The organism is Micromonospora thermarum, from assembly GCF_012034245.1.
In the GTDB taxonomy this organism is placed as follows: Bacteria; Actinomycetota; Actinomycetes; order Mycobacteriales; family Micromonosporaceae; genus Micromonospora; species Micromonospora thermarum.
This window is the reverse complement of record NZ_JAATEO010000004.1, coordinates 23,518-48,394: the sequence shown is the minus strand read 5'-3', so window position 1 is coordinate 48,394 and position 24,877 is coordinate 23,518. Positions and strand designations below refer to the sequence as shown.

The window sequence follows — 24,877 nt, the reverse complement described above, 5'->3', positions numbered from 1 at the left end:
GACGACGTATGGGTGAGCGGCTTGCGGTCGTCAGCGGCGGCGGGACCGGGATCGGGGCCGCCGTCGCCCGGGTGCTGGCCACCGACGGGTTCGACGTGTTCGTCGTCGGGCGGCGGGCGGACGTGCTCACGGACACCGCCGAGCGGATCTCCTGGGACATCGGGCGCCCCCGTGCCGTCCGGCCCGTGGTCGCCGACCTGACCGACCCGGAGCAGGTGTCCGAGGTGGTCGAGGCGGTCGGGGACCGGGCGGTGGACGCGGTCGTCAACAACGCCGGCGGATACCTCGGCGGCGACACCGGCGGCCTGGCCGGGATCGCCGCGCACTGGCGGGCGAACCTCGACGCCAACGTGCTCACCGCGGTCCTGCTCACCGAGGCGCTGCGGTCGGCCCTGCGCCGCCCCGGCGGGCGGGTGGTCCTGGTCAGCTCGATCGCCGCCCAGCGGGGCGGCGCCGGGCCGTACTCGGCGGCGAAGGCGGCGCTGCACGGCTGGGCGTACGACCTGGCGGCGCAGCTCGGGCCGGACCAGATCACGGTCAACGTGGTGAGCCCCGGTTACGTCGCCGACACCGAGTTCTTCGGTGACCGGATGACCCCGGAGGGGCACGCCAAGCGGGTGGCGGCCACCCTCGTCGGCCGGGCCGGCGTACCGGACGACATCGCCGAGGCGGTCCGCTACCTGATCGGCCCCGCCGCCGGTTACGTCACCGGGCAGGTCCTCGGCGTCAACGGCGGGTCCGTCCTCGGCCGATGAGGCGGACGGCGAAGGGGCCGCGGCTCCCCGTGTGGCCGCGGCCCCGTACGCCGTGTGTCAGCCGTTGAACATCTCGTACGCCGACGCCGGTGCCGCCTTCGCGCCCTCGGGCGCGGTGATCGCCGGCGCCTTGCCGAAGTCGTAGTACTTCACGACGTACTTCAGCGCCTTCTGCTTGCCGGCGGCCGGGATGTCGAGGGTCAGCGAGGTGAGGTTGCCGTCCGGTCCGACCACCGCGGTGAACGGCACGGTCTTGGCGGCGTCACCGAGCGCGGCGACGTCGATGCTGTCCATGGCTTCGACCGCCTCCGGGCCGGACAGGTCGACCGTTCCCGCGTACGTCCCGTCGGCCTGCTTCTCGACCGTGGTGGCGGTGGCGATGATCGGGCGGGCGTTGCCCGGGTCCGCGCCCTCGTAGCCGGGCACGGCCTCCGCGTCGGTGAGCTTCGCCTTGTCCAGCTCCATCCAGTTCTTCGGCAGCTTGAGTAGGGTGTGCAGCTCCTCCGCGCCGCCGAAGTCCACCTTCACCCAGGACTGCTGGTCCACGAAGCGGAAGGACATCTTCATCGTGAAGCCGGCCTCCGCGTCCTTCTCGGTGACGTTCAGCTCCATGCCCTTGCTGGCCGGGTCCACGGAGCCGGTGACCGTGCCGTCGGCGTCGGTGCCGCTGAAGAGGAACGCCGGGTCCTTCTCGTCCGGCACGGCGGCCAGCAGGTCGGCCTTCGGGTCGGGCGACGGGGACGGCTCCGCCGAACCCCCGTCCTTGCCGGTGCACCCGGCCAGCAGAGCCGTGGCGGCCAGCACGGCGGTCGCGCCGGTGACGGCCCGGCGGGCCAGGGCGGCGGTGCCGGTTCGCTGCGTCATCAGATGATCTCTTTCTCGTACGGGGCTGTTGCCAGGGCCGATACTGGCACGAGTTCGCTGCCGCGCCACTGCCGCTATGCTGCCGTCCGACTGCCGCACGCTGCCGCTTGGCGCGCGGCCGGGTGTCAGGAGCGGTGAACTCGCATGTCAGGGTCGTTGCGCTTCGAGCTTCTCGGGCCACAGCGGGCCTGGTACGCCGACCGCGAGCTGGACCTCGGTCCGGGCAAGCGCCGTGCGGTGCTGGCCGTGCTGCTGCTCTCCGCCGGCCGGCCGGTCCCGACCGCGCACATCGTGGACGCCGTCTGGCCGGACGATCCACCGGCGAACGGCCCGAACGTGGTGCAGAAGCACGTCGCCGGGCTGCGCCGGATCCTGGAACCGGAGCGGTCGCCACGGACACCCGGACAGGTGCTCGCCTTGACCGACGCCGGTTACCTGCTCCACGTGGACCCGGAGGCCGTCGACGCGATCCGCTTCGAGCGGGGCGTACGCCGGGCGGAGCGGCACCGGGAGGAGGGCCGGCCGGCGGAGGCGCTGGCTGAGCTGGCCGCGGCGCTGGACCTGTGGCGGGGCGAGCCGTTCACCGGCTTCGGCGGGCCGTTCTTCGACTCGGTCCGGCAGCGGTACGTCGACCTGCGGGCGACCGCCCTGGAGAACCGGGTCGAGGTCGAGCTGGACCAGGGCCGGCACCGGGAGCTGGTGGGCCCGCTCGTGGAGCTGGCGGTGGAGTTCCCGGTCCGGGAGCGGCTGCGGCGGCACCTGATGGTGGCCCTGTACCGCAGCGGCCGGCAGGCGGAGGCCCTCGCGGCGTACCGCGACCTGGACGAGCTGCTGCGCGACGAGTACGGCATCGAGCCGGGCGAGGAACTGCGCGAGCTGCACCGCCGCATCCTGTGCGCCGACCCCGAGTTGCTGCGCGCCGCGCCCCCGCCGCCCCCGGCCGCGCCGGCCCCGGCCGCGACATCCGAGCCGGCCCGGCCCATGCCCACCGCGTCGGCACCGGCTGCGACCGACCTGCCGGCCCCCGTCGGGTACGCGGTGCCCGCGCCGGTGCCGGCCCCGCACACATGGCCGCCCGTGCCGGCGCAGGTGGCACCCCCGGCCGTCCCGTGGCCCGCCGTCGCCGCCACCGTCCACCAGATCGCGGTCGGCCCGGCCTCCCATCCCGTGACCACCGCGCCGCTCCGGCGGGCTCCCCGCTGGCTCGGTGTCGTCGCCACGGTCGTCGGCACGCTGACCGTCCTGCTCTCCTTCGGCGGGCTCACCTGGCTGGTGATGCTCGGGTACGCGGCCTGGCGGCGCAGTTGGCTGCTGGCGCTCGCCGGCGCCGGATACCTGGCAGTCCTCGTCGGGCTCGTCGTCGTGGGCGCGCAGGTGGATCCGGATCCCGACGTGGAGCTGCCCGACTCCCAGTTCCTCTTCCTGGTCGGCGCGGTGGGCGTGTGCTGGCTGGTCGGGGCGCTGCACGTGATCCTGCTCGACCGGGGGGTCCGCGCGTTGCTCGGCGGCGGGCGACCGGCCGGCGACGGACACCAGCCGGGCGGCGTGCCCGGACGCTGGTAGAAATGCCGGATGAGCCAGGACCGGACGGCGGTACGCGAGCGGGCCGAGGCGGTGCTGCGGCAGCTCGCCGGGGAGCACGCCCGGCTCCGGGAGGACCAGTGGCGGGCGATCGAGGCGCTGGTGGTCGACCGGCGGCGGGTGCTCTGCGTCCAGCGCACCGGGTGGGGCAAGTCGGCCGTCTACTTCGTGGCCACCGCCCTGCTGCGCGAGACCGGTGAGCACGGCCCGACGGTGATCGTGTCGCCGCTGCTGGCGCTGATGCGCAACCAGGTCGACTCGGCAGCCCGGGCCGGCATCCGCGCCCGGACCATCAACTCCGCGAACCTGGACGAGTGGGACGAGATCACCGCCGAGATCCACGCGGGGGCGGTGGACGTCCTGCTGATCAGCCCGGAACGGCTCAACAACCCCGACTTCCGGGACACGGTGCTCCCGAAGCTGGCGGCCACCACCGGGCTGCTCGTGGTGGACGAGGCGCACTGCGTCTCCGACTGGGGGCACGACTTCCGCCCGGACTACCGCCGGCTGCGGACGTTCCTCGGCAACCTGCCGTCGGGCACGCCGGTGCTCGCCACCACGGCCACCGCCAATGCCCGCGTCACGCAGGACGTCGCCGAGCAGCTCGGCGACGTAGGGCCTGCGCCGACGTCACAGCCCGGCCGCGCCGGACCCAGACGACGACCGGCGGCGTTGGAGATCGGTCCGGATACAACACCGGTATCCGGACCGATCTCCGCCTTGCCGGATCGCCGCCTGGGCCTCGCCGCAGCTCGGGCCGGGACGTCGGCGCAGGCCCTGGTCCTGCGGGGCAGCCTGGACCGGGAGTCGCTGCGGCTCGGCGTGGTCGACCTGCCCGGCCCGGCGCACCGGCTGGCCTGGCTCGCCGACCACCTCGACGAGCTGCCCGGCTCCGGCATCGTCTACACGCTGACCGTCGCGGCGGCGGGGGAGACCGCCGAGTTCCTGCGCTCCCGGGGCTACGCGGTGGCCTCGTACACCGGGCAGGCCGAGGACGCGGACCGCCGCGCCGCCGAGCAGGACCTGCTCGACAACAAGATCAAGGCGCTGGTCGCCACCAGCGCGCTGGGAATGGGCTTCGACAAGCCGGACCTCGGCTTCGTCGTGCACCTCGGCGCACCACCGTCGCCCATCGCGTACTACCAGCAGGTCGGCCGCGCCGGCCGCGCCGTCGCGCACGCCGAGGTGCTGCTGCTTCCCGGCGCCGAGGACGCGGCGATCTGGCGGTACTTCGCCTCGCTCGCCTTCCCGCCGGAGGAGCAGGTGCGGGCCGTGCTCGCCGCCCTGTCCACCGACCGGCCGCTCTCCACCCAGGCCCTGGAGCCGGTCGTCGACCTGCGCCGGGCACGGCTGGAGCTGATGCTCAAGGTCCTGGACGTCGACGGCGCGGTCCGCCGGGTACGCGGCGGGTGGCTCGCCACCGGCGAGCCATGGGCCTACGACGAGGCCCGGTTGCGGCGCGTCGCCGCCGCGCGCACCGCCGAGCAGGCGGCGATGCGGGAGTACGCGACAACGCCCGGCTGCCGCCTGCGTTACCTGCGGGAATGCCTGGACGACGCCGGGGCGGCGGACTGCGGCCGGTGCGACCGGTGCGCGGAGCCCATCTTCTCCGTCGACGTCTCCGAGGCGGCGCTGCGCGCCGCGCAGGCCTTCCTCGGCCGCCCCGGCGTCGAGGTGCCGCCGAAGAAGCTCTGGCCGACCGGGCTGGAGGCGGTCGGCGTACCCCTCAAGGGGCGCATCGCGCCCGCGGAGCAGGCGCTGCCCGGCCGGGCGGTCGGGCGCCTGTCCGACCTCGGCTGGGGTGGCCGGCTGCGCGAGCTGGTCGGGCCGGACGCGGCGGACGTCGACGTCCCGGACGACCTGGCCGCCGCCGTGGTCGAGGTGCTGAAGGCGTGGGCGCACGGCGACGATCCCTGGCCGCGCCGGCCGGTGGGGGTGGTCGCGGTCGGGTCGCGCCGCCGGCCCCGACTGGTCGGCTCGCTCGCCGGGCGGATCGCCACGGTGGGGCGGTTGCCGCTGCTCGGCGCCGTAACCGTGACGGCACCGGGCGGCCCGCGCGGCAACAGCGCCCAGCGGGTACGCGCCCTGCACGGCGCGGTCACCGTGCCGCCGGACCTGGCCGGTGCCCTCGCCGGGCTGGACGGGCCGGTGCTGCTCGTCGACGACCTGGTCGACTCGGGCTGGACGCTGACCATGGTCGCCCGCGACCTGCGCCGCGCCGGAGCGCCGGACGTGCTCCCGCTCGCCCTGGCCGTCGCGGGCTGACCGCGGGGATGCGTCCTGACCTGCCCGTACGTCGTCGGACGGGCCGGAGAAGTTCCCGGGCCCGGCGGATTGCGACGGTCACCACGCCCGGCGGGCACCCGCCCGGCGGGGCGCGTCGCCGACGGTAGCGTGGACGGTATGACCGATCAGCCGCCGCCGGACGCCGCGCGCGCTGACCGTGTCTCCGCCGTGCCCGACCGGAGCACGCTGCGGCTGGCGCTGGTGGTGGGCGGGCTGATCCTCGCCGTCCTGCTCGGGTTCGGCCTCGGCCGGACCGGCGGCGGCGACCCGACCACGGAGGTCGGCTACGGCAGCGCGCTCGCCGACCACACCCACGCACCCGGCACCGGGGCCCACGAACACGGTGCCGACCAGGGCCTGGCGGCGGAGGCCACCGGCCTGTCGGTCAGCGCCGCCGGCTACACCCTCGCCCCGTCGGCCGTGGACTTCGTCGCCGGCCGTCCCGGCGAGCTGAGGTTCCAGATCCGCGACGCGCAGCGCCGCCCGGTGACCCGGTTCGCCGTGGTGCACGACAAGCCGCTGCACCTCATCGTGGTGCGCCGTGACCTCACCGGCTACCAGCACGTGCACCCCACGATGGCGGCCGACGGCACCTGGTCGGTGCCGCTGACGCTGCCGCAGCCGGGCGTCTGGCGCGCGTACGCCGACTTCACCGCCCTCGCCGACGACGGCCGGCAGACGGCGGTGACCCTGGGAAGAGACCTGGTCGCGGCCGGCGACTACGACCCGCGCCCGCTGCCGGCGGCGACCACGTCGACCACCGTGGGCGGGTTCACCGTCGACTACCAGGGCACCCCGCAGGCCGGCGTGTCGGTGCCGCTGACCTTCCGGATCACCGGCGAGGGTGGCCGACCGGTGACGCTGGAGCGGTACCTCGGGGCGTACGGGCACCTGGTCGCGCTCCGCGCGGGAGACCTCGGATACCTGCACGTCCACCCCGAACCGGCCCTGGTCGACGGGACGGTGCGGTTCTGGGTGACCGTGCCCGGCTCCGGCCGGTACCGCCTCTACCTGGACTTCCAGGTCGACGGTGTGGTGCGGACCGCCGAGTTCACGCTCGACGCCTGACCGGCGGCGCACGCCCCGGCCGGGGCGCGGCCCCGCCCGTTCGTCAGCCGACCCGGCGGATCGGGCGGCGGGCCAGGTAGCGCAGCAGGTCCCGGATGTGGTGCTTCTCCTCGGCCGGCACGGTCGGGTCGGCGAGCCGCTGGAGGATCACCCGGACGTCCGCGTCGACCGGCCCGTCGTCGCTGCGGCGGCGGGGCGTGGGGCCGGCGTCCGGCAGGCCGAGCGCGCGGAACGCGGCCGCGACGGGCAGGTCGAGCGCGGCGCAGAACCCGCGCACCTTCGCCAGCTCGGGGTAGTCCTGCCAGTCACCGGCGAGCCAGCGGAAGACGGTGGAGCGACCGACACCTGTGTGTGACGCCAGGTCGGTGACGGTCCACCCGCGCTCCTCCCGGGCGTCGTCGATGGCGCGCCGCACGAAGCGCGCGAACGCCGCCTGCGGCGATAGCTCTACCGAAGCCATTCCAGCGGGTCTTCCCTCCCGGCCGGCACCGACGGTGCGTGGGTTCGAGGGTAGTACGGCTCGCGGTGGAAGCAATTGACTGACCGACCAGACCGTCCCGTCGACGGGACGGTCCGTCGTGCGGCCGCAGAACGCGCGCCGGTACGAGCGATGATTGTCGTTCATCAATCAGGCACGACGTTCGGAACGGCGACCGCCGCCGCTGACCCGGCGTCAGCCCGCGGTCGCCCCGGCGGCCGTGCCACCGGTGACGGGGCCCGGCGCGGCGGTGCTGCCGTCGGTGGCGTCGCCCACCGGCCCACCGAGCAGGGTCGCCAGCCTCGGCGTGACGCCCCACTGGTCGACCAGCGCCCGGTACTCCGCCCGCTGCGCCCCGGTCGGTGCGGTGGCGGTGCGCCGGGCCCGGATCAACAGGTTCCGCGGCGTGTGCCGCGAGTCGACGAATTCGACCACCTCGGCCCGGTAGCCGTGCAGCCGCAGCAGCCCCGCCCGCAGCGCGTCGGTGAGCACGTCCGCGAAGCGCTCCCGGAGGATGCCCTGCCGGGTCAGCAGGTCGTACGGCGGCGGCGCCGGCCGGGAGCGCAGCTGCGCCGCGACGTCGTGGTGGCAGCACGGTGCCGCGAGCACCCAGCGAGCCCTCCAGCGGACGGCCCGCGCGAGCGCCTCGTCGGTGGCGGTGTCGCAGGCGTGCAGCGCCAGCACCAGGTCCGGAGCGGGCTCGACGATCGCGTCGGCGATCGAGCCCGCGACGAATCGCACCCGGTCCGCCCAGCCCAGCCGCTGTGCCAGCTCGGTGTTGCGCTGCCGCTGGTCCTCGCGGACGTCCACGCCGACCAGGTGCACGTCGAGCCCCCGCTGGGCCAGCCACCGGTACGCGGCGAACGTCAGGTACGCGTTCCCGCACCCCAGGTCCACCACCCGCAGCGGGCCGGTCAGGTCGTCGGGGAGCGTCGCGGCGAGCGCCCGCAGGAAGGCGTCCACCTGACGCCGCTTCGCCGCCGATCCGCCGATCTCGGCGAAGATGGGATCACCGGGGTCCAGCAGGTAGTCCTTCGCCCGGTCGTGACCGGCCGGCTCGGCTGTCGGGCGGTCCGTCGCCGCGCGGTGCACCTGTGCCTCGCCCGACTTCGTCACCCGCAGTTGCAGGGTCGTCCGCACGGTCTCCACGTGCCAGTTGCCGAACGGCTCGGCGAGCAGCGCGTCCACCGCCGCGTCCGCCTCCGTGCCGGGCGCCACATTGCGGGTGTAGGGCCGGCTGCCGTCGGACGTGGCGATCTGGAGGCGGGGGCCGGCCTTGAGGGTGACCGGCCGCAGCTCCGCCCGGACCACCGAGGGGCGCTGCCCGCGCCGCCGGCCGGCGGCCACCGCCCGCGTCAGCCCGGGGTCGAGCAGCAGCGCCCGCACCTCGGCGAGCGCGGCGTCCAGTGGCTCCGGCATGGGTTGATCCTCCCCGGTGGGGTGTTGTGCCCGGCGGCGACGAACTGATGTACCCGCAGAGCAAAGGAGGCCGGCCGAGTGGTCGACGGTGCGGCCCGTGTCTTCCTGAGCGCGCGACGTCCCCCGCTCCCTAAGGAGACGGGGGACGTGGGATGTGCGCGTGTGTCAGTCGGCGGTCGCCTCGGCCGGCGTACCCGCGCCGGAACCACCGCCACCACGACGGCGCCGGCGGCGGCGCGGCTTCGGCGACGCCGTGCCCTCGGCGGCGATGGCCGCCGCCAGCTCGGTGCCGCCCTCGGCGGAGATCACCGCGGTCGGCTCGCCCGCGACCACCTCGCCGGCCCGGCGGCGCCGGCGGCGGCGCGGGCTGCGCTCCTCGCCGTCCTCGGCGGCGTCGGTCGGCGCGTCCGTCGTCGACGCGGCGGCCGCCTCCCCGCCCCGGCTGCCCCGGCGCTCCCGCCCCCGGCCCTCGCCACGCCGCGAGCCCCGGGCGTCGCCCCGGCGGGACCGGCCGCCGAGGTCCTCCTCGACCTCGGCGGAAAGCCCGGCGCGGGTGCGCTCGGCGGTCGGCAGGGTGCCGGTGACCTCGGTGGAGATGCCCAGGTCGGTGTAGATGTGCGGGGACGTGTGGTACGTCTCCGGCGGCTCCGCCATGTCCAGGCCGAGCGTCTTGTCGATGATCCGCCAGCGGGGCATGTCGTCCCAGTCGACGAAGGTCACCGCGACGCCGGTCGCCCCGGCCCGGCCGGTGCGACCGATCCGGTGGGTGTAGGTGTCCTGGTCCTCGGGGCAGTCGTAGTTGATGACGTGGGTGACGCCGGAGACGTCGATGCCGCGCGCGGCGACGTCGGTGGCGACCAGGGTGTCGATCTTGCCGGCGCGGAACGCCCGCAGCGCCCGCTCGCGGGCGCCCTGTCCGAGGTCGCCGTGCACAGCGGCCACGGCGAAGCCCCGGAAGTCGAGGTCCTCCGCGACCCGGTCGGCGGCCCGCTTCGTCCGGGTGAAGATCATGGTGAGCCCGCGTCCCTCGGCCTGGAGGATCCGCGCCACGATCTCGACCTTGTTCATCGAGTGGGTGCGGTACGCCAGCTGCTTGGTCTGCGGCGACGGGCCGGTCTCGGCGGTGTGCCCGGCGTGGATCGTCACCGGACGGCGCAGGAAGCGCCGCGACAGCGCGACGATCGGGTCCGGCATGGTGGCCGAGAACAGCATCGTCTGCCGGTCCTCCGGAAGCATCGCCAGGATCTTCTCGACGTCGTCGAGGAAGCCCAGGTCGAGCATGCGGTCGGCCTCGTCGAGGACGAGCGCGTGGACCCGGTCGAGGCGCAGGTGCTTCTGCTTGGCCAGGTCGAGCAGCCGGCCGGGGGTGCCGACCAGGATCTCGACGCCCTTGCGGAGCGCCTCGATCTGCGGCTCGTACGCGACACCGCCGTAGATCGGCAGGACGCGGACGCCCCGGGTGCTGCCCGCGGCCTGGAGGTCCTTGGCGACCTGGATGCCCAGCTCACGGGTGGGGACGACGACGAGCGCCTGCGGCTGGCCGTCACCGCCCTCGGACGGGGCGAAGACCCGCTCCAGCAGCGGGATGCCGAAACCGAGCGTCTTGCCGGTGCCGGTGGGCGCCTGGCCGATCAGGTCGGTGCCGCGCAGCGCGATCGGCAGCGCGTACTCCTGGATGGCGAAGGCGCGGGTGATGCCGGCCGCGGTCAGCGCCTCGACGGTCTCCCGCCGGGCGCCGAGCTCGGCGAACGTGGGTGCCTCCGGTCGTACCGGGGCGGTGGGGGCCAGCTCGTGGCCGTCCATCAGTTCTTGCGTCAGCTCGCTCATGTGGATTTGGGGGTGCCCTCTCGTGGGTGCGCCCCGTTGAGTCCTCAGGGCGCGGACGGTATGGCGCGGGCCACACGGTCGGCGGCGGATCTGCCGCGCGGGACCGGGCCGCACGCGCGCCGTGGGACCGGCTGCGACCAGATCAAACGTCGGTCGGCGCCCACGGCAACTGCTCCAGTCTACCTGAACAGGTCCGACCCCGTTCTGATTCCTGGTCGGGGTGCCGTACGCCGTCCTGGTCAGGGTGCCCTACCCGGAAACGGACAGGTGTGACGGCGTTCACAGCGAGGCGATTTCGCTGCCGGACGGTACCCTGCGCTGGTGTCCGCCCCAAGCGATCCCACGTCAACCGATTCCGCCCCGACCGACGCCGCCGTGGCCGATTCCGCGCTCGTCGACCTGCTCGGCCTGGTGGCCTTCGGTGAGCTGCTCGCCTTCGAGCGGATGGCCGCCGACGCCCGGCTGGCCCCCGACCTGCCCCGGCGGGCGGCGCTGGGCGAGATGGCCGCCGCGGAGATCCGCAACTACCGGCGGCTCGCCGACCGGCTCGGGGAACTGGGCGTCCTGCCCGACGACGCGATGGAGGTCTACGTGGAGCCGTTGCAGGCGTACCACGACTCCACCGAGCCGAAGGACTGGGCCGAGGCGGTGACGAAGGCGTACGTCGGGGACGCCATCACCGACGACTTCATCCGGGAGATCGCCGACGTGCTGGCCGAGCCGGACCGGGGACTCGTGCTGGAGGTGCTGCACGAGTCGCGCTACGCGGAGTTCGCCGCCGCCGAGATCCGGGCGGCCATCGAGGCCGACCCCCGGGTGGCCAACCGGCTGTCCATGTGGGCGCGCCGGCTGGTCGGCGAGGCGCTGTCGCAGGCCGGCCGGGTCGCGTCCGCCGACCGGGGCGCGTTGACCGCGCTCATCGCGCGGGGGGAGCAGGTGGACGTGCCGGGCCTGTTCCGCAGGTTGACCGCCGCCCACACCGCCCGGATGGCGGCCGTCGGCCTCAACAACTGACCGGGGACGCCGCGGCAGGTGACGGGCACCTGCCGCGGCGTCGGGCCGAATGGTCGGAGGTGCGTCTGGGTGCGCCGCGGCTCAGCGGACGGTGAACCCGACCGCCCGGGGGGACGCCTCGGCGATCTCCACGTAGGCGACCTTGTCGACCGGCACGATGACCCGCCGGCCCTTCTCGTCGGTGAGGGAGAGCGTGCCGGCGTTGCCGGCGATGGCGTCGGTCACGATCTGCTCGATCTCGGCCGGCGACTGCGCGCTCTCCAGAACCAGCTCGCGCGGCGCGTACTGCACGCCGATCTTGACCTCCACTGTGCCTCCTCAACTGGGGCGAATATGCCGCCCTGCGAAGGCTATCCGATCACCGGGCTGGCGGTCAGGCTGACTCACCTTGCAGCGGGAAGCTGGCGATGCCCCGCCAGGAGAGCGCGGCCACCAGGGCCTCGGCCTCCGCCTTGGGCACCTGCCGGCCGCTGGCCAGCCAGAACTGCGCGGCGGTCTCGGCCGCACCGACCAGCCCGGACGCGAGCAGCTCCGCGTGCGCCCGGCTCACGCCGGTGTCCGAGATGATCGTGTCGGTGATGGCCGCGATGCAGCCCTGCTCGACCCGCTCGACCCGCTGGCGTACGGCCGGGTCGTTGCGCAGGTCCGACTCGAAGACGAGGCGGAAGGCCTCGCTCTCGTGGTCGACGAAGTCGAAGTAGGCGCGAACCGAGGCACTGACCCGCTCCTTGTTGGAGGTCGTACCGCGCATCGCGTCCTGCACCTTCGCCACGATGGCGTCGCAGTGCGTGTCGAGCAGCGCCAGGTAGAGCTCCATCTTGCCGGGGAAGTGCTGGTACAGCACCGGCTTGGAGACCCCCGCGCGCTCGGCGATGTCGTCCATCGCGGCAGCGTGGTAGCCCTGCGCGACGAACACCTCCTGAGCCGCGGCGAGCAGCTGCTTGCGGCGCGCGGAACGGGGCAGGCGGGTGGGCCGGCCGGCGGTCTGTGCACCGTTCCCCACAGCGGTCATGGGAACCTCCGAGTTCTTCGTACGAGCCGGCATTTCACCCGAACCGGTCAGGGCTGTTCGTCCGTCGCGGAATTGGCCCGCCGCTGTAACTTATCGCCACTGTCACCACACGGTAGCCTCAGCGGGGGCGACCAAGGAGCGCGCGGTGAGTGAAGCAGGGCAACCCGGTGCCGCCACCCCGGGAGAGCACGGCGACGGGACCGGTCCACAGGAGGATCATTCCCGCTCCGGCGGCGGATGGGTGCCCCCGGCGGCCGGTTGGCCCCCGGAGCCGGCAGCGTCCTGGCGGCGGTCCGACCCGACCCCCGGCTGGGCCACCTCCTCCCCACGTCACGGTGACCTGCCCGCCCCGGTGCCCGGCGCGTCCGGCGCCGAGTCGCGACCGCACGTCAACGGCCATCGGGTCAACGGCTTCCCGCACGCCCCCGCCCAGGCGCCGCCCGCCCGCCAGTCCCCCGTGAGCGCCCCGCCCGGCCTCTCCGGTGAGCCGCGCCGCGACACCGACGGTGGTGACCGCCTGGTGGTGCCCGCCCCGCGTCCCGCGCCCGCCCTCGAGCAGCCCTCCGGGCCGGCCGAGCCGGAGGCCGGTCCGGCGCGGCACGCCTCCGAGGAGCCGCCGGTCACGCGCGCGTCCCGGTGGGCCGAGCCCGGGCTGCCGACGTCGGCGCCGCCGGCCGTGCAGGTCCCGCCGGTCGGCACGGCCGCGAGCGGTTTCGAGGTGCCGCCCGGCCTCCACGCGCCGACGGCCGACCGGTCGCCGGAGCCGCCGTCCGCCCGCGACGAGCCGCGCACCTGGGAGCCGTCGTACCCGCCCGAGCCGGCGCCGCGCGACCCGCGCGCGTTCCCGCCGCCGACCGAGCCCCGGGCCGGCGACCGCACCGAACGGCCGCCCGCCGGTGACCGCGCGTTCGGTGAGGCCGCGGCGAGCCGCGCCGCGGCCGAGGGGCCGGCCGGTGACGGCGACCCGGCGTACGACGCCGACCGCCCGCGCGCCCGCTGGGAGTCCGGCGACCGGGTGTCCGGGATCGACCGTGCGCTCGGTGCCGACGACGCCGACAGGGGTCCGACCGGCTCACCGTCCGGTGCGCCGGCCCGCCCGGCGGAGCCGGGATCGGCCCCGGTGGTGGACCGCCGCGCACCGCTCCCCGAGCCGGACTGGTCCGGTCCGAGCTGGAACCGGCCGAGCTGGGGGAACGAGTGGGCGCCCCCGTGGGCGCGGGTGGAGCCGGAGGCGCCCGGTCGCGGGGCGCGCGACGGCTCCGAGCAGGCCGGCCGTGACGAGCCGGGTGACCGGTGGGAGCCGTCCGGGCGCCGGGTCCGGGACGAGGCCGAGCCGGTGTCGTCCGGTCCCGAGACGTCCGGCCGCCGGGCTCGGGACGAGGCGGAGCCAGTGCCGTTCCGCTCGGGTCCGGAGGCGTCCGGCCGCCGGGCCCGCCCGGAACCCGAGGCCCGCGACGCGGAGCCCGCCACCGGCCGCCGCGCGCGCGACGAGCGCCCCGCCTGGGCGGTCGAGCCGCAGCGCCCGTACGAGCCGGTACGTGCCGACGCGTATCCCCCGCCCGCCGAGTCGGGCCGCGCCCCCGGCATCCGGCCGATGTACGAGCCACCCGCCGACCGGGCGCCGGCGACCTCCCCGGTCCCGCCGGCCGACCGGTCCGCCTGGGCGCCGGAGCGGCCGGCCAGCGCGCCCCCCGCCGCGGCCGCGGCCACACCCGACAAGGACGACGCCTCGCTGGAGAGCCGCCGGCCGTTCCGCCTCCGCCCGGAGCCTTCCGCCCCGGCGGACCCACCCGCCACCGGACCGACGGCCGCCGGTCCCACCACGAGCGGTCCCGCCGCCGCGCCCGCCACGAGCGGCGCCGGCGGTCGCGACCGCATCCCCACCGCGCCCGCCCCGACGAGCGCACCCCCCTACGCGGCCCGCCGATCCGCCCCGGAACCGGCACCGACGACCGGGCCGGTCGGCAACGACCGGCTGCCGGACCCTGCGTCGGCGGTGTTGCCGCAGCGCGTCCCCGCCGAGCCGGACGTGCCCGTCGTGCCGGAGCCGCCAGCCGTGGAGCCACCCGCCGAGACCCCGGAACTTGCCCGCATCGCCACCCATCTCCGCCGCGACGACGAACCGGCCCCCTTGCGTGACCGCCCCGAGGGCTTCGACGTGGACGCCATCCTCGACGCCGTGCGCGGGGTGGCGGGCGTCCGGGACGCCGAGTTGCGCCGTACCCAGGCCGGCGCGCACAGCCTCCGGCTCGACCTCGCCGACGGTGCCGACGCCGCCGAGGTGAGCCGGCAGGTCGCCCGGCTCCTCCAGGAGCGGATGGGCCTCGCCGCCGCCCCGCAGAACGTGCCCGGTGTGCCCGCCGAGCCGGCACCTCCGGTCCGCCGGCGGTCCGCCGAGCGGCCCGGCGCCGAGTCCCGGCCCGCCGAGTCCCGGGTGCCCCGCCCGCCGGCCGGGCGGGACGGCCTGCCGTCCCGCTCCGAGCGGCCGGAGGCGGCCCTGCCGGAGACCCCGCGGCGGCGCCGGCAGTCCGGCGGACCGCACCGGGGCCGGGCCACCGTCGACGAGCCGGGTTCGGTCGCCGCGCCGCCCACCGGCAGCCCGGCGACGGCCGGCACGTCGTACACCGGGGGCCAGGTCACCACGACGGAGGCGGCACCGTCCCGCCCGCTCGACACCGGCGGCCAGCCGGGCCCGCGGGTGGTGATCGACCACGTGCAGGTCAGCACGTTCGGGCTCGACGCCACGGTGGAGGTTCGGCTGACGGCGGCCGGCGCGCCCGCGGCCGGGTACGCGACCGGCCCGGCCGTCGACGGGTACGTGCTGCGCCTGTGCGCGGTGGCCGCCGCCGCCGCGGTCGACGAGCTGCTGCGCGCGTCCGGACCGGAGTCGGGCCGGGGACGCTGCTTCGTCGAGCACGCGGCCGTGGTGCCGTTCGGCAACTGCGAGGTGGCCATGGTGGTGGTCCTGCTCGTCTGCGACGGCTGGGTCGAGCAGCTAGCCGGCTCCGCGCTGGTCGCCGGCGACCCGCGCCAGGCCGTCGTCCGGGCGACCCTGGCCGCGGTGAACCGACGCCTCGAGGCGCTGCTCGCCTGACCGCCGCCGGCGGGTATGCCGGTGGCGGGTACCTGCCGGTGGTCCTCGTCGAGAGCTGGTGGCACAGCGAGCGGGTGCACGGCCATCGCCCGGTCGCCAAGGGCCGGGCGCCGTCGGATGCGCTGCCGGTCGCCGCCACCACGGGCAGACTGGAGCGATGAAGCGCGCCACCCTCTGGCCGGATGACCTGCTTCCCGAGCACTCCGTCCCACCCCCCTGGCCCGGTCGGGAGGTACGCCTCGACGGCATCGTCACGTACGTCCGGGAGACCCCGGCGACCGCGCCCGGCGCGGAGCCGGCGCTGTACGTGCACGGGCTCGGCGGCTCGTCGCAGAACTGGACCGACCTGGCCGGCCTGCTCGCCGACCGGCTGGACGGGCAGGCCATCGACCTGCCCGGCTTCGGCCGCAGCGAGCCGGGCCGCCGCTACACGGTCCCCTCGTTCGCGCAGCGGGTGATCCGCTGGATCGAGCACTCTGGCCGTGGCCCGGTGCACCTGTTCGGCAACTCGCTGGGCGGCGCGATCTCGGTGCAGGTGGCGGCGGTGCGCCCGGACCTGGTCCGGACCCTGACCCTGATCTCGCCCGCCCTGCCGTTCCTCGACTTCCGGCGGTCGTTGCAGGGTCGGATGCTGCCGCTGCGTGGCGATCCCCCGGGGCGAACGGCTGGCCGCCTGGCGGCTGGCGCAGATGGCGCCCGAGGTGATGGCGCAGCAGGTGATCGAGGCGTGCGTCGCCGACGTGAGCCGGATCAGCGAGCAGCGCCGCCGGGAGGCGCTGGAGGAGATCCGGGTCCGCTACGAGGCCGCGCACTACGCCGCCGCGTACGTCCGGACGTTCCGGGGGCTGGTCTCCTGCTTCCTGCGGTCGTACCTGCCCGGCTCCGGCTCGATGTGGCGGCTGGCCAACATGGTCCAGGCGCCGACGCTCGTCATCGGCGGCCGGCACGACCGCCTGGTGGACGTGCGGGTGGCGCCGCAGGCGGCGCGGGCCATCCCGGACAGCCGGCTGCTCATGCTGGACGGCGTGGGGCACGTCGCCCAGCTCGAGGTGCCGCGCCTGGTCGCCCGCGCTGTCCTGCCGCTGCTCGCCGAAACTGGGGACTCCGCGAAGCGACCCGACATGGCAGGCTGAGCGGGATGCCCTCCGCACGTAGCATCGCCAGCTCCTCGATGCACCCTCGTACCCCCGCCGTCCCGCCGGGCACCCGGGGCGGCCGGGCCGCCGTGCCGGCCCCTGCGCCGAACGGCGGTCGGGCGACCGCACCCGCTGGGAGCCGGGTGCCTCCGCCGGCTGGTGGCCGGGCAGGCGGGTACCCGCCCGCCCAGCGCTCCGGTGGTCGTGCCGCGGCCGCGGCGGCGGGGTCCGGAGGCCGTACGCCGTCCCGCCCGCCCGCTGGCGAGGTCCGGGGCCGGCACCGTCGCCGGAGCAGGCGGACCCGGCGTGTGATGGAGGCGATGGCTCTCGTGCTGGCGGTCGTCGCGGCGGTGGCGGTGGTCGTCGACCAGCGCGGTGTCGACGTCGGCGCGGAGGTCGTCACCGCGCCGACCCCGGTCACCGCGCCGACCCCGGTCACCGCGCCGACCCCGGTCACCGCGCCGACCCCGGTCACCGCGCCGACGTCGGCGCCCACGTCGGCCGCACCCAGCCCGTCCCCGGCGACAGTGGCGGCGGAGCCACCGGCGACCCCGGTGTTCCAGATCGCGGGGCCGGTGCCGTCGGCCGGGCGGGGCACCTTCGGGTACGACGACCGCCTCGGGCCGCTGCTCGGCGAGGCGGGCACGCTGCGCCGGTACCGGGTCGCCGTGGAGAACGGGGCGCAGGAGGACGCGGCCGAGTTCGGCGCGACCGTCGAGGAGGCGCTCGGCGGGACGGGGAGCTGGGTCGACGGTGGTCGGCTGCGGTTGCAGCAGGTGCCCGGCGACGCCGCCGCCGACTTCACGGTCTACCTGGTCACCGCGCAGACGGCCGGCCGGATGTGCCTCGCGGGTGGGGTCGACATCCGGATCGGCGGCCGCCCGTACACGTCCTGCCGGGCGCCCGGCAAGGTCATCATCAACCTGGACCGGTGGCGGCTGTCCGTCCCGCACTTCGTCGCGATGAAGGTGCCGCTGTCGGTCTACCGGCTGTACGTCGTCAACCACGAGGTCGGGCACCAGTTGGGCAACCGGCACGAGCGCTGCCCTGGTCGGGGCCGGCCGGCGCCGGTGATGATGCAGCAGACGCTCTTCCTCGACGGCTGCGTCGCCAATCCCTGGCCGTACGTCGACGGGCGGCGGTACACCGGCCCGCCGGTCTGAGGTCGACCGCTCCGGGGGTGTTTAGCCAGCAGTTGCGGGGTATTGCCCGATTGTTCTGAGACGCTGGCGGCATGGCCACGCCGTCCCCTCCCGGCCCGTCCGCCCGCCCGCCACGGCGGCCGAGCGGCGTCCGCAGGCGCCGCCGTGCCCGGTGGCTCGGCCTGGTCCTCCTGCTCGCCGCGGCGGCATCGGTGGCGCTGGTGCAGGCCGCCGAACGGCCGGCGGGCACAGCGCCCGACCGCACCTCGTACGGGGCCGCCGAGCGGCCGCAGCCCGGCGGCTACCCGCGCACCGGAGCGGGCAGCTTCGTCACCGCGACCGGCGGCACCGACGTCCGGGGCGGCGACGGGCCGCTGCGCCGCTACCGGGTGGCCGTGGAGCGCGACATCGGCCAGGACGCCGGCGCCTTCGCCGCGACGGTCGACGGGGTGCTCGGCGACTCCCGCAGCTGGATCGGCTCGGGGGAGCTGCGCGTGCAGCGGGTCGAGGACGCGGACCTCGCCGACTTCACCGTCTACCTCGCCACCCCGGAGACGTCGGAGCGGATGTGCGCCGAGGGCGGTCTCAGCACCGAGGGCTACACCTCCTGCCGCCTGCCCGGCCAGGTGATCATCAACCTGGCCCGCTGGATGGAGGGGGTGCCCGACTACGGGGCGCCGCTCGCCGTGTACCGCAGCTACGTGATCAACCACGAGGTCGGGCACGAGTTCGGGGAGTGGCACGAGGACTGCCCGGGCCCCGGATCGCCCGCGCCGGTCATGCAGCAGCAGACGTACGGGCTGGACGGCTGCGTCGCCAACCCCTGGCTGTACCTGGACGGGCGGCGGTACGCCGGCGAGCTGGTTCCCGGTACCTGAGCTTGCTCCCGCACTTATTCCCGCTCCCGCAGTGCGGACGAGTGTCGCTCCTCATGGCCGACCGGCCGCCCGGCGAGCGACAATGGCCCGGTTCGCCACCGCCGATCCCGGGGAGTCCACCGTGTCGTTGCCCCCGCTCGTCGAGCCCGCCGCCGAGCTGACCGTTGACGAGATCCGCCGCTACTCCCGCCACCTGATCATTCCGGACGTCGGCGTCGAGGGTCAGAAGCGGCTGAAGAACGCCCGGGTGCTCTGTGTCGGCGCCGGTGGTCTCGGCTCTCCGGCCCTGATGTACCTGGCCGCCGCCGGGGTCGGGACGCTCGGCATCATCGACTTCGACACCGTCGACGAGTCCAACCTCCAGCGCCAGATCATCCACGGCGTCTCGGACGTCGGCCGCTCCAAGGCCGAGTCGGCCGCGGCCTCCATCCGCGAGATCAACCCGCTGGTCAACGTGGAGATCCACAACACCGCGCTGGACCGGGACAACGTCCGCGAGATCTTCGCCCAGTACGACCTGATCGTCGACGGCACCGACAACTTCGCCACCCGGTACATGGTCAACGACGCCGCGGTGCTGCTCGGCAAGCCGTACGTGTGGGGGTCGATCTACCGGTTCGACGGCCAGGCGTCGGTGTTCTGGGCCGAGCACGGCCCCTGCTACCGCTGCCTCTACCCGGAGCCCCCGCCGCCCGGCATGGTCCCGTCCTGCGCCGAGGGCGGCGTGCTCGGCGTGCTGTGCGCGTCCATCGGCTCGATCCAGGTCAACGAGGCGATCAAGCTGCTCGCCGGCATCGGCGAGCCGCTGGTCGGTCGGCTGATGGTGTACGACGCCCTGGAGATGACCTACCGCAAGATCAAGGTCCGGAAGGACCCGAACTGCGTTCTGTGCGGCGAGAACCCGACGGTCACTGACCTGCTGGAGGACTACGAGGACTTCTGCGGCGCGGTGTCGGTCGAGGCGCAGGAGGCGGTGGTCGACTCGACCATCACCGCCCTGGAGCTCAAGGAATGGCAGGACGCCGGCAAGGACGTGTTCCTGGTCGACGTCCGGGAGCCGGCCGAGTACGAGATCGTGCGGATCCCCGGTGCCCGGCTGATCCCCAAGGGCGAGATCATCTCCGGCGAGGCGCTGGCCAACTTCCCGCAGGACAAGCAGATCGTGCTGCACTGCAAGTCCGGTGTCCGCTCCGCGGAGGCGCTCGCCGCCCTGAAGGCGGCCGGCTTCAAGGACGCGGTGCACGTCCAGGGCGGCGTCCTCTCCTGGATCAAGCAGATCGACCCGTCACTGCCCGCGTACTGACGGCGACTTGGTGGCCCCTTCTCGACGAGGAGGGGCCACTACTTTACCTCGGACAAGCAGTGGCGTCGGCTAGCCGATTCACCGAGGCGGAGTCACGTTTGCACAGGTAGCGTGTCCGCCGTGGTGGATATCGACGCCGCGATCGGCTTCGTGGTGGCGCACGGGGACGTGGTGGACCGTGCCCGGCTCTCCCGGCTGCGCACCGGCACCCCGCCCGGCCCGGACGTGCTCGACGTGGTCGAGGGCGGCCAGCTGCCGGACGGCGGCTGGCCCGCGTACCTCGAGGGCAAGGTGCCGTCCGTCGACGCCACCTGCTTCCGGCTCGCGGAGCTGGACGACCTGGGCGCGATCGACCGGCCGGCGGCCCGGCGGGCGCTGGACTGGCTCGCGTTCCGCCAGTTGCCCGACGGCGGCTGGGAGGAGGACGCCGCGCTGGCCGACACCGCCCCGGAGTGGGCCCGGCCGGGCGACCCGGAGGCGGGGTTCTACCTGACGGCCAACGCCGCGTTCTGGCTGACCGTCGCCGGGCTGGACGCGCGGGCCGCCGGGCCGCTGGACCACCGGGTCGGCGGGGTGTACGCGGGTGTCGTGCACGCCGCCGCGTTGTCGCTGGTCGCGCGACTCAACCCGGACGGCAGCTGGCCGTCCTTCCTCGCCGCCGGCTGGCTGAGCGCGGGCGTGCTGTTCCGGCAGGAGATGTTCCAGGAGTCCGCCCGCATCCAGGTGGCGCTCGCCGAGCGGATCGCCGACATGTCCCCGGCCAACGTCGCCTGGCTGGCCGCGTCCCTGCGCCGGGTCGGCGTCGACGACCAGGACTGGATCCTGGTGCGGGCCCGCCGCCGGCTGGCCGAGACGCAGCGCAGCGACGGCGGCTGGGAGAGCGACGACGGGCACCAGTTCGACGTGCACGCGACCCTGACGGCGATCCGCGCCTGCCGCTGACGGACGCGCCCCACGCATGACGGGCGCGCCCGTCATGCGCCGGGCGTGTCGGGACGGACCCGCACCCCTCAGCGCAGGTGACCGTCCCCGGTGACCACGTACTTCGTGCTGGTCAGCTCCGGCAGCCCCATCGGGCCGCGCGCGTGCAGCTTCTGCGTGGAGATGCCGATCTCCGCGCCGAAGCCGAACTCGCCGCCGTCCGTGAAGCGCGTGGACGCGTTCACCATCACGGCCGCCGCGTCCACCCGGGCCACGAACTCCCGCGCCGCCGCCTGCGAGTCGGTGACGATCGCCTCGGTGTGCCCGGTGCCGTACCGCCGGATGTGCGCGACCGCCGCGTCCAGCGAGTCGACGACGGCGACGGAGATGTCCGCCGACAGGTACTCGGTGGCGAAGTCCTCGTCGGTGGCCGGCACCACCGCGTCGGAGAGAGCGGCCACCCGGCCGTCGCCGTGCACGGTCACCCCGGCCTCGGCGAACGCGGCCAGCATCGGCGGCAGGAAGGCCTCGGCGACGTCGGCGTGCACCAGCAGGGACTCGGCCGTGTTGCAGGTGGAGAGGCGCTGCGTCTTGGCGTTCAGCGTGATCGCCACGGCCTTCGACACGTCCGCCGCGGCGTCCACGTAGACGTGGCAGTTGCCCACGCCGGTCTCGATCACCGGCACGGTCGACTCCTCGACCACCGTGCGGATCAGCGACGCGCCGCCACGCGGGATCAGCACGTCGACCAGGCCCCGGGCGCGCATCAGCTCCTTGACCGAGTCGCGGGAGGTGGCGTCGAGGAGCTGCACCGCGTCCGCCGGCAGGCCGGCGCCGGCCACCGCGTCCCGCAGCACCGCGACCAGCGCGGCGTTCGAGTGCATGGCGGAGGAGGAGCCGCGCAGCAGCGCCGCGTTGCCGGACTTCAGGCAGATGCCGGCGGCGTCGACGGTCACGTTCGGGCGTGCCTCGTAGATGATCCCGACCACCCCGAACGGCACCCGGACCTGCCGCAGCTCCAGGCCGTTCGGCAGGGTCGAGCCCCGGACGACCTCGCCGACCGGGTCCGGCAGCGCGGCCATCTGGCGCAGCGCCTCCGCGATGGCCGCCACGCGCCCCGCGTCGAGGGCGAGCCGGTCCAGCACGGCCGCGCTCAGCCCGGCCTCGCGCCCGGCCGCCAGGTCCGCGCCGTTCGCGGTCAGGATCCCCGGCGTACGCGCCACCAGCGCGTCGGCCATCGCGTGAAGCGCGGCGTCCTTGACCGTACGCGTGGCGACCGCGAGGGCCTCCGCCGCCGCCCGGGCCCGCCGCGCCTGCTCGACGACGCTCATCCTGCACTCCTCGATCCGTTCACGGGCCCACCCATCGGTGGCCCCTCCCTACAACAGCACCAGGTCGTCGCGGTGGACGACCTCCCGCTCGTACGCCGGGCCGAGCGCCGCGGCGAGTTCCGACGTGGAGCGCCCGAGCAGGCCGGGCAGCTCCACCGCGTCGTAGTTGACCAGCCCCCGGGCCACCGGCGCACCCTCGGTGTCGACCAGGTCCACCGGGTCGCCGGCGGTGAAGGCGCCGTCGACGGCGGTGATGCCGGCCGGCAGCAGCGACTTGCGCCGCCCCACGACGGCCTGCACCGCGCCCGGGTCCAGGTGCAGCCGCCCCCGGGGCGAGGTGGCGTGGGCGAGCCAGAACAGCCGGGCGGCCGGTCGCCGCCGGCTGGGGTGGAAGAGGGTGCCGACCGGCTCCCCGGCCAGCGCCTCGGTGGCCAGGCCGGCGGCGGTGAGCACCACCGGGATGCCGAAACCGGTGGCGATCCGGGCCGCCTCGACCTTGGTCACCATGCCGCCGGTGCCGACCCCGGCCCGGCCGGCGCCGCCGATCGTCACCCCGGACAGGTCCCGGTCGTCACGCACCTCGGCGATCCGCGCCGAACCCGGGCGGGTCGGGTCGCCGGTCCAGAGCGCGTCGACGTCGGAGAGCAGAACCAGCAGGTCGGCGTCGACCAGCGCGGCGACCAGGGCGGCGAGCCGGTCGTTGTCGCCGAACCGGATCTCCTCGGTGGCGACCGTGTCGTTCTCGTTGACGATCGGCACCGCGCGCAGGTCGAGCAGTTTGCGCAGGGTCCGGTACGCGTTGCGGTAGTGCGCCCGCCGGGTCACGTCGTCGACGGTGAGCAGCACCTGCCCGACGGTGAGCCGGTGCCGGGCGAAGGCCGTCGCGTACCGCCCGATCAGCAGGCCCTGCCCGACGCTGGCGGCGGCCTGCTGGGTGGCCAGGTCGCGCGGGCGGCGGGCCAGCCCGAGCGGGGCGAGGCCGGCGGCGATCGCGCCGGAGGAGACCAGCACGACCTCCCGGCCCTGGCCGGCGAGGGTGGCGAGGGTGTCCACGAGCGTGTCGACCCGCCGGTCGTCCAGCCCGCCGGTGGCGGTGGTCAACGAGGAGGATCCGATCTTGACGACCACCCGCCGGGCCGTCGTCACCATGTCGCGCACCCGCCCATTCTGCGTGGTCGGTCCCGCGCCGCCGCGGCGCGTTCCCATATCGTGGCGCGTCGTGGGACCGGATGAGTACGTCGAGGCGGTGCTGGAACTGGTCGAGCGCATCCCGCCCGGCCGGGTCATGTCGTACGGGGCGGTGGCCGACGCGCTCGCCGAGCGGTCGGGCCGGTCGTCGGCGCGGCTGGTCGGGTCGATCATGGCGCGACACGGTGGCGGGGTGCCGTGGCACCGGGTCGTGACGTCGTCCGGGCGGCTGCCGCCCGGTCACGAGCGGGAGGCGCGGGCGCGGCTGCTCGCCGAGGGGACGCCGCTGCGGTCCGCCGGCGTGGACATGCGGGCGGCGAGCTGGTCCCCGGAAGAGGGGATGTGACCGGCGCCATAACGTAAGTAGCATTCGGCGCCATGGACGCGCCGCCGGCTGGAGCGGGATCGCCCGCCGCCGGCCCGTCCGCCGGCACCGCCGACCCGGCTCCCGCCGGCACCGCCGGACCGGCCACCGCGGCCGGGCCGGGGCCGGCCGGCGTACTGCCGCGGCGGGTGCACGCCGGGTACGCGCTCGGCTCGCTCGCCACCGGCGCGTTCGGCACGGTGCCTGGGCTGCTCCTGCTGCCGTACCTGACCGACACGCTCGGCGTCGCGGCGGGCGTGGCCGCCCTGCTCGTGCTGCTGCCGAAGGCGTGGGACGTGCTGGTCAACCCGGTCGCCGGGCGGATCTCCGACCGCACCCGCTCCCGGTGGGGAGCCCGCCGGCCGTACCTGCTGGGCGCCGGCCTCGCCCTCGGCGTGCTCTTCGCCGCCATCTTCGCCGCGCCGTTCGGGGCCGGGGCGGCGGCCGGCCTGTACGTGGCGCTGGCCTTCCTCGCCACCGCCACCGCGTTCGCCTTCTTCCAGGTCCCGTACGTGGCGATGCCGGCCGAGCTGACCGGCGACTACGCCGAACGTACCCGGCTGATGACCTGGCGGATCGCGGTGCTGGCGCTGGCCATCCTGGTCTCCGGTGCGGTGGCGCCGCTGCTCCGGGACCGCCCTTCTGGTGATGCCCCTGTGGAGCCGGGTCGGGCGGCGGTTCGGCAAGCTCGCCGGGCTGGTCGCCGCGTCGCTGATCTTCGCCGCCGGCGCGCTGGCCCTGGTCGCCGCTCCCGTGCTCCCGGCCGTCGGCATCTACCTGCTGGTCGCCCTGATCGGCGTCGGGTACGCGGGCCAGCAGGTCTTCGCCCTCGCCATGCTGGACTGCGTCGCGTACGACGAGGCGCGCACCGGCCGGCGGCAGGCGGGCGTGTTCACCGGCCTGTGGACCGCGGGGGAGACCTTCGGCCTGGCGCTCGGTCCGGGAATTTTCGGGCTGGTGCTGCAGCTCTCCGGCTACGTCTCCTCGGACACCGGCGCGGCGTCGGCCCAACCCGACAGCGCCCGCCTCGGCATCCTCCTTCGACGCATGGCGCCGGCGCTGCGGGAGCGACTGCTGGTGGAGTTCGTCGGCCTGCTGCAACGACCCTCCTGGTGACCGCCGGTCCGGCCGAACGCTGCCCGCGCGGCCCGGCACCGGCTGCCGCCCATCGAGCCGGACACTCCGTGCCCCCAACGCGCCCGGGTGCATCGCCGGC

The 24,877-nt window shown here is 75.4% G+C and carries 20 protein-coding genes and 2 pseudogenes; 14 read left to right on the top strand and 8 right to left on the bottom strand.

What is annotated here, in order from left to right; all coding sequences use genetic code 11:
- The first annotated feature begins 8 nt into the window (after positions 1 to 8).
- Positions 9 to 755, top strand: coding sequence for an SDR family NAD(P)-dependent oxidoreductase (locus tag HCJ94_RS05030; RefSeq protein ID WP_167999785.1), 747 nt, complete (start codon positions 9 to 11; stop codon positions 753 to 755).
- Between the two features lie 57 nt (positions 756 to 812).
- On the opposite strand, the gene HCJ94_RS05025 is transcribed toward HCJ94_RS05030, so the two are convergent.
- Positions 813 to 1,619 carry a hypothetical protein gene (locus HCJ94_RS05025; RefSeq protein WP_167999784.1) on the bottom strand — a complete coding sequence of 269 codons (807 nt, stop codon included), beginning with the start codon at positions 1,617 to 1,619 and terminating at the stop codon, positions 813 to 815.
- Positions 1,620 to 1,763: 144 nt separating this feature from the next.
- Here HCJ94_RS05025 and HCJ94_RS05020 point away from each other — a divergent pair, with 144 nt between their 5' ends.
- From HCJ94_RS05020 to HCJ94_RS05010, 3 genes are all read left to right on the top strand, one after another.
- The gene (locus HCJ94_RS05020; RefSeq protein WP_167999783.1) at positions 1,764 to 3,182 is read left to right on the top strand and encodes an AfsR/SARP family transcriptional regulator; all 1,419 of its coding nucleotides are present in this window, start codon (positions 1,764 to 1,766) and stop codon (positions 3,180 to 3,182) included.
- Positions 3,183 to 3,191: 9 nt separating this feature from the next.
- Positions 3,192 to 5,465, top strand: a complete 2,274-nt coding sequence (locus tag HCJ94_RS05015; protein WP_167999782.1) for a DEAD/DEAH box helicase — start codon at positions 3,192 to 3,194, stop codon at positions 5,463 to 5,465.
- A 138-nt stretch (positions 5,466 to 5,603) separates the two neighbouring features.
- Positions 5,604 to 6,554 (top strand): DUF8832 domain-containing protein, encoded by a 951-nt coding sequence (locus HCJ94_RS05010; protein ID WP_167999781.1) that lies wholly within the window; start codon positions 5,604 to 5,606, stop codon positions 6,552 to 6,554.
- 43 nt (positions 6,555 to 6,597) lie between these two features.
- On the opposite strand, the gene HCJ94_RS05005 is transcribed toward HCJ94_RS05010, so the two are convergent.
- The 3 genes from HCJ94_RS05005 to HCJ94_RS04995 form a co-directional block, all read right to left on the bottom strand.
- Complete coding sequence (locus tag HCJ94_RS05005) at positions 6,598 to 7,014, bottom strand: helix-turn-helix domain-containing protein (RefSeq protein ID WP_167999780.1); 417 nt, start codon at positions 7,012 to 7,014, stop codon at positions 6,598 to 6,600.
- 213 nt (positions 7,015 to 7,227) lie between these two features.
- The gene (locus tag HCJ94_RS05000) at positions 7,228 to 8,451 is read right to left on the bottom strand and encodes a class I SAM-dependent methyltransferase (RefSeq protein WP_167999779.1); all 1,224 of its coding nucleotides are present in this window, start codon (positions 8,449 to 8,451) and stop codon (positions 7,228 to 7,230) included.
- A 165-nt stretch (positions 8,452 to 8,616) separates the two neighbouring features.
- Complete coding sequence (locus HCJ94_RS04995) at positions 8,617 to 10,278, bottom strand: DEAD/DEAH box helicase (protein ID WP_167999778.1); 1,662 nt, start codon at positions 10,276 to 10,278, stop codon at positions 8,617 to 8,619.
- A 321-nt stretch (positions 10,279 to 10,599) separates the two neighbouring features.
- Between HCJ94_RS04995 and HCJ94_RS04990 the strand changes: the two genes are divergently transcribed.
- Entirely contained in the window at positions 10,600 to 11,292 is a 693-nt protein-coding gene (locus HCJ94_RS04990; RefSeq protein ID WP_167999777.1) for a ferritin-like fold-containing protein, read from the top strand.
- Between the two features lie 81 nt (positions 11,293 to 11,373).
- Here HCJ94_RS04990 and HCJ94_RS04985 read toward each other — a convergent pair whose 3' ends face one another.
- On the bottom strand, positions 11,374 to 11,601 hold the full coding sequence (locus HCJ94_RS04985) for a DUF3107 domain-containing protein (protein WP_167999776.1): 228 nt from the start codon (positions 11,599 to 11,601) through the stop codon (positions 11,374 to 11,376).
- 64 nt (positions 11,602 to 11,665) lie between these two features.
- Positions 11,666 to 12,304, bottom strand: coding sequence for a TetR/AcrR family transcriptional regulator (locus tag HCJ94_RS04980; RefSeq protein ID WP_167999775.1), 639 nt, complete (start codon positions 12,302 to 12,304; stop codon positions 11,666 to 11,668).
- A gap of 1,015 nt (positions 12,305 to 13,319) precedes the next feature.
- Between HCJ94_RS04980 and HCJ94_RS04975 the strand changes: the two genes are divergently transcribed.
- The 7 genes and pseudogenes from HCJ94_RS04975 to HCJ94_RS04950 all read left to right on the top strand — a co-directional run bounded on the left by HCJ94_RS04975 (position 13,320) and on the right by HCJ94_RS04950 (position 20,799).
- On the top strand, positions 13,320 to 15,398 hold the full coding sequence (locus HCJ94_RS04975) for a hypothetical protein (RefSeq protein WP_309227163.1): 2,079 nt from the start codon (positions 13,320 to 13,322) through the stop codon (positions 15,396 to 15,398).
- 157 nt (positions 15,399 to 15,555) lie between these two features.
- Positions 15,556 to 16,173 (top strand): annotated as a pseudogene (locus HCJ94_RS31380) (alpha/beta fold hydrolase); the annotation flags it as partial.
- Positions 16,088 to 16,531 (top strand): alpha/beta fold hydrolase, encoded by a 444-nt coding sequence (locus HCJ94_RS31375; protein ID WP_373684193.1) that lies wholly within the window; start codon positions 16,088 to 16,090, stop codon positions 16,529 to 16,531. The pseudogene HCJ94_RS31380 and the gene HCJ94_RS31375, both read left to right, overlap by 86 nt.
- A gap of 323 nt (positions 16,532 to 16,854) precedes the next feature.
- A complete protein-coding gene (locus HCJ94_RS04965; RefSeq protein WP_167999774.1) occupies positions 16,855 to 17,697 on the top strand; it encodes a DUF3152 domain-containing protein in 843 nt (280 codons plus the stop codon).
- A gap of 71 nt (positions 17,698 to 17,768) precedes the next feature.
- Positions 17,769 to 18,554 (top strand): DUF3152 domain-containing protein, encoded by a 786-nt coding sequence (locus HCJ94_RS04960; protein ID WP_167999773.1) that lies wholly within the window; start codon positions 17,769 to 17,771, stop codon positions 18,552 to 18,554.
- Between the two features lie 82 nt (positions 18,555 to 18,636).
- Entirely contained in the window at positions 18,637 to 19,857 is a 1,221-nt protein-coding gene (moeZ, locus tag HCJ94_RS04955) for an adenylyltransferase/sulfurtransferase MoeZ (protein WP_205800689.1), read from the top strand.
- 111 nt (positions 19,858 to 19,968) lie between these two features.
- Positions 19,969 to 20,799: a prenyltransferase/squalene oxidase repeat-containing protein gene (locus HCJ94_RS04950; protein WP_167999771.1), complete on the top strand. Its 831-nt coding sequence runs from the start codon at positions 19,969 to 19,971 to the stop codon at positions 20,797 to 20,799.
- 68 nt (positions 20,800 to 20,867) lie between these two features.
- Here HCJ94_RS04950 and HCJ94_RS04945 read toward each other — a convergent pair whose 3' ends face one another.
- A complete protein-coding gene (locus tag HCJ94_RS04945) occupies positions 20,868 to 22,109 on the bottom strand; it encodes a glutamate-5-semialdehyde dehydrogenase (protein WP_167999770.1) in 1,242 nt (413 codons plus the stop codon).
- Positions 22,110 to 22,157: 48 nt separating this feature from the next.
- Entirely contained in the window at positions 22,158 to 23,315 is a 1,158-nt protein-coding gene (gene proB, locus HCJ94_RS04940; RefSeq protein ID WP_167999769.1) for a glutamate 5-kinase, read from the bottom strand.
- A 13-nt stretch (positions 23,316 to 23,328) separates the two neighbouring features.
- Here proB and HCJ94_RS04935 point away from each other — a divergent pair, with 13 nt between their 5' ends.
- The gene (locus tag HCJ94_RS04935; protein ID WP_167999768.1) at positions 23,329 to 23,643 is read left to right on the top strand and encodes an MGMT family protein; all 315 of its coding nucleotides are present in this window, start codon (positions 23,329 to 23,331) and stop codon (positions 23,641 to 23,643) included.
- A 32-nt stretch (positions 23,644 to 23,675) separates the two neighbouring features.
- Positions 23,676 to 24,768 (top strand): annotated as a pseudogene (locus tag HCJ94_RS04930) (MFS transporter); the annotation flags it as partial.
- Between the last annotated feature and the right edge of the window lie 109 nt (positions 24,769 to 24,877).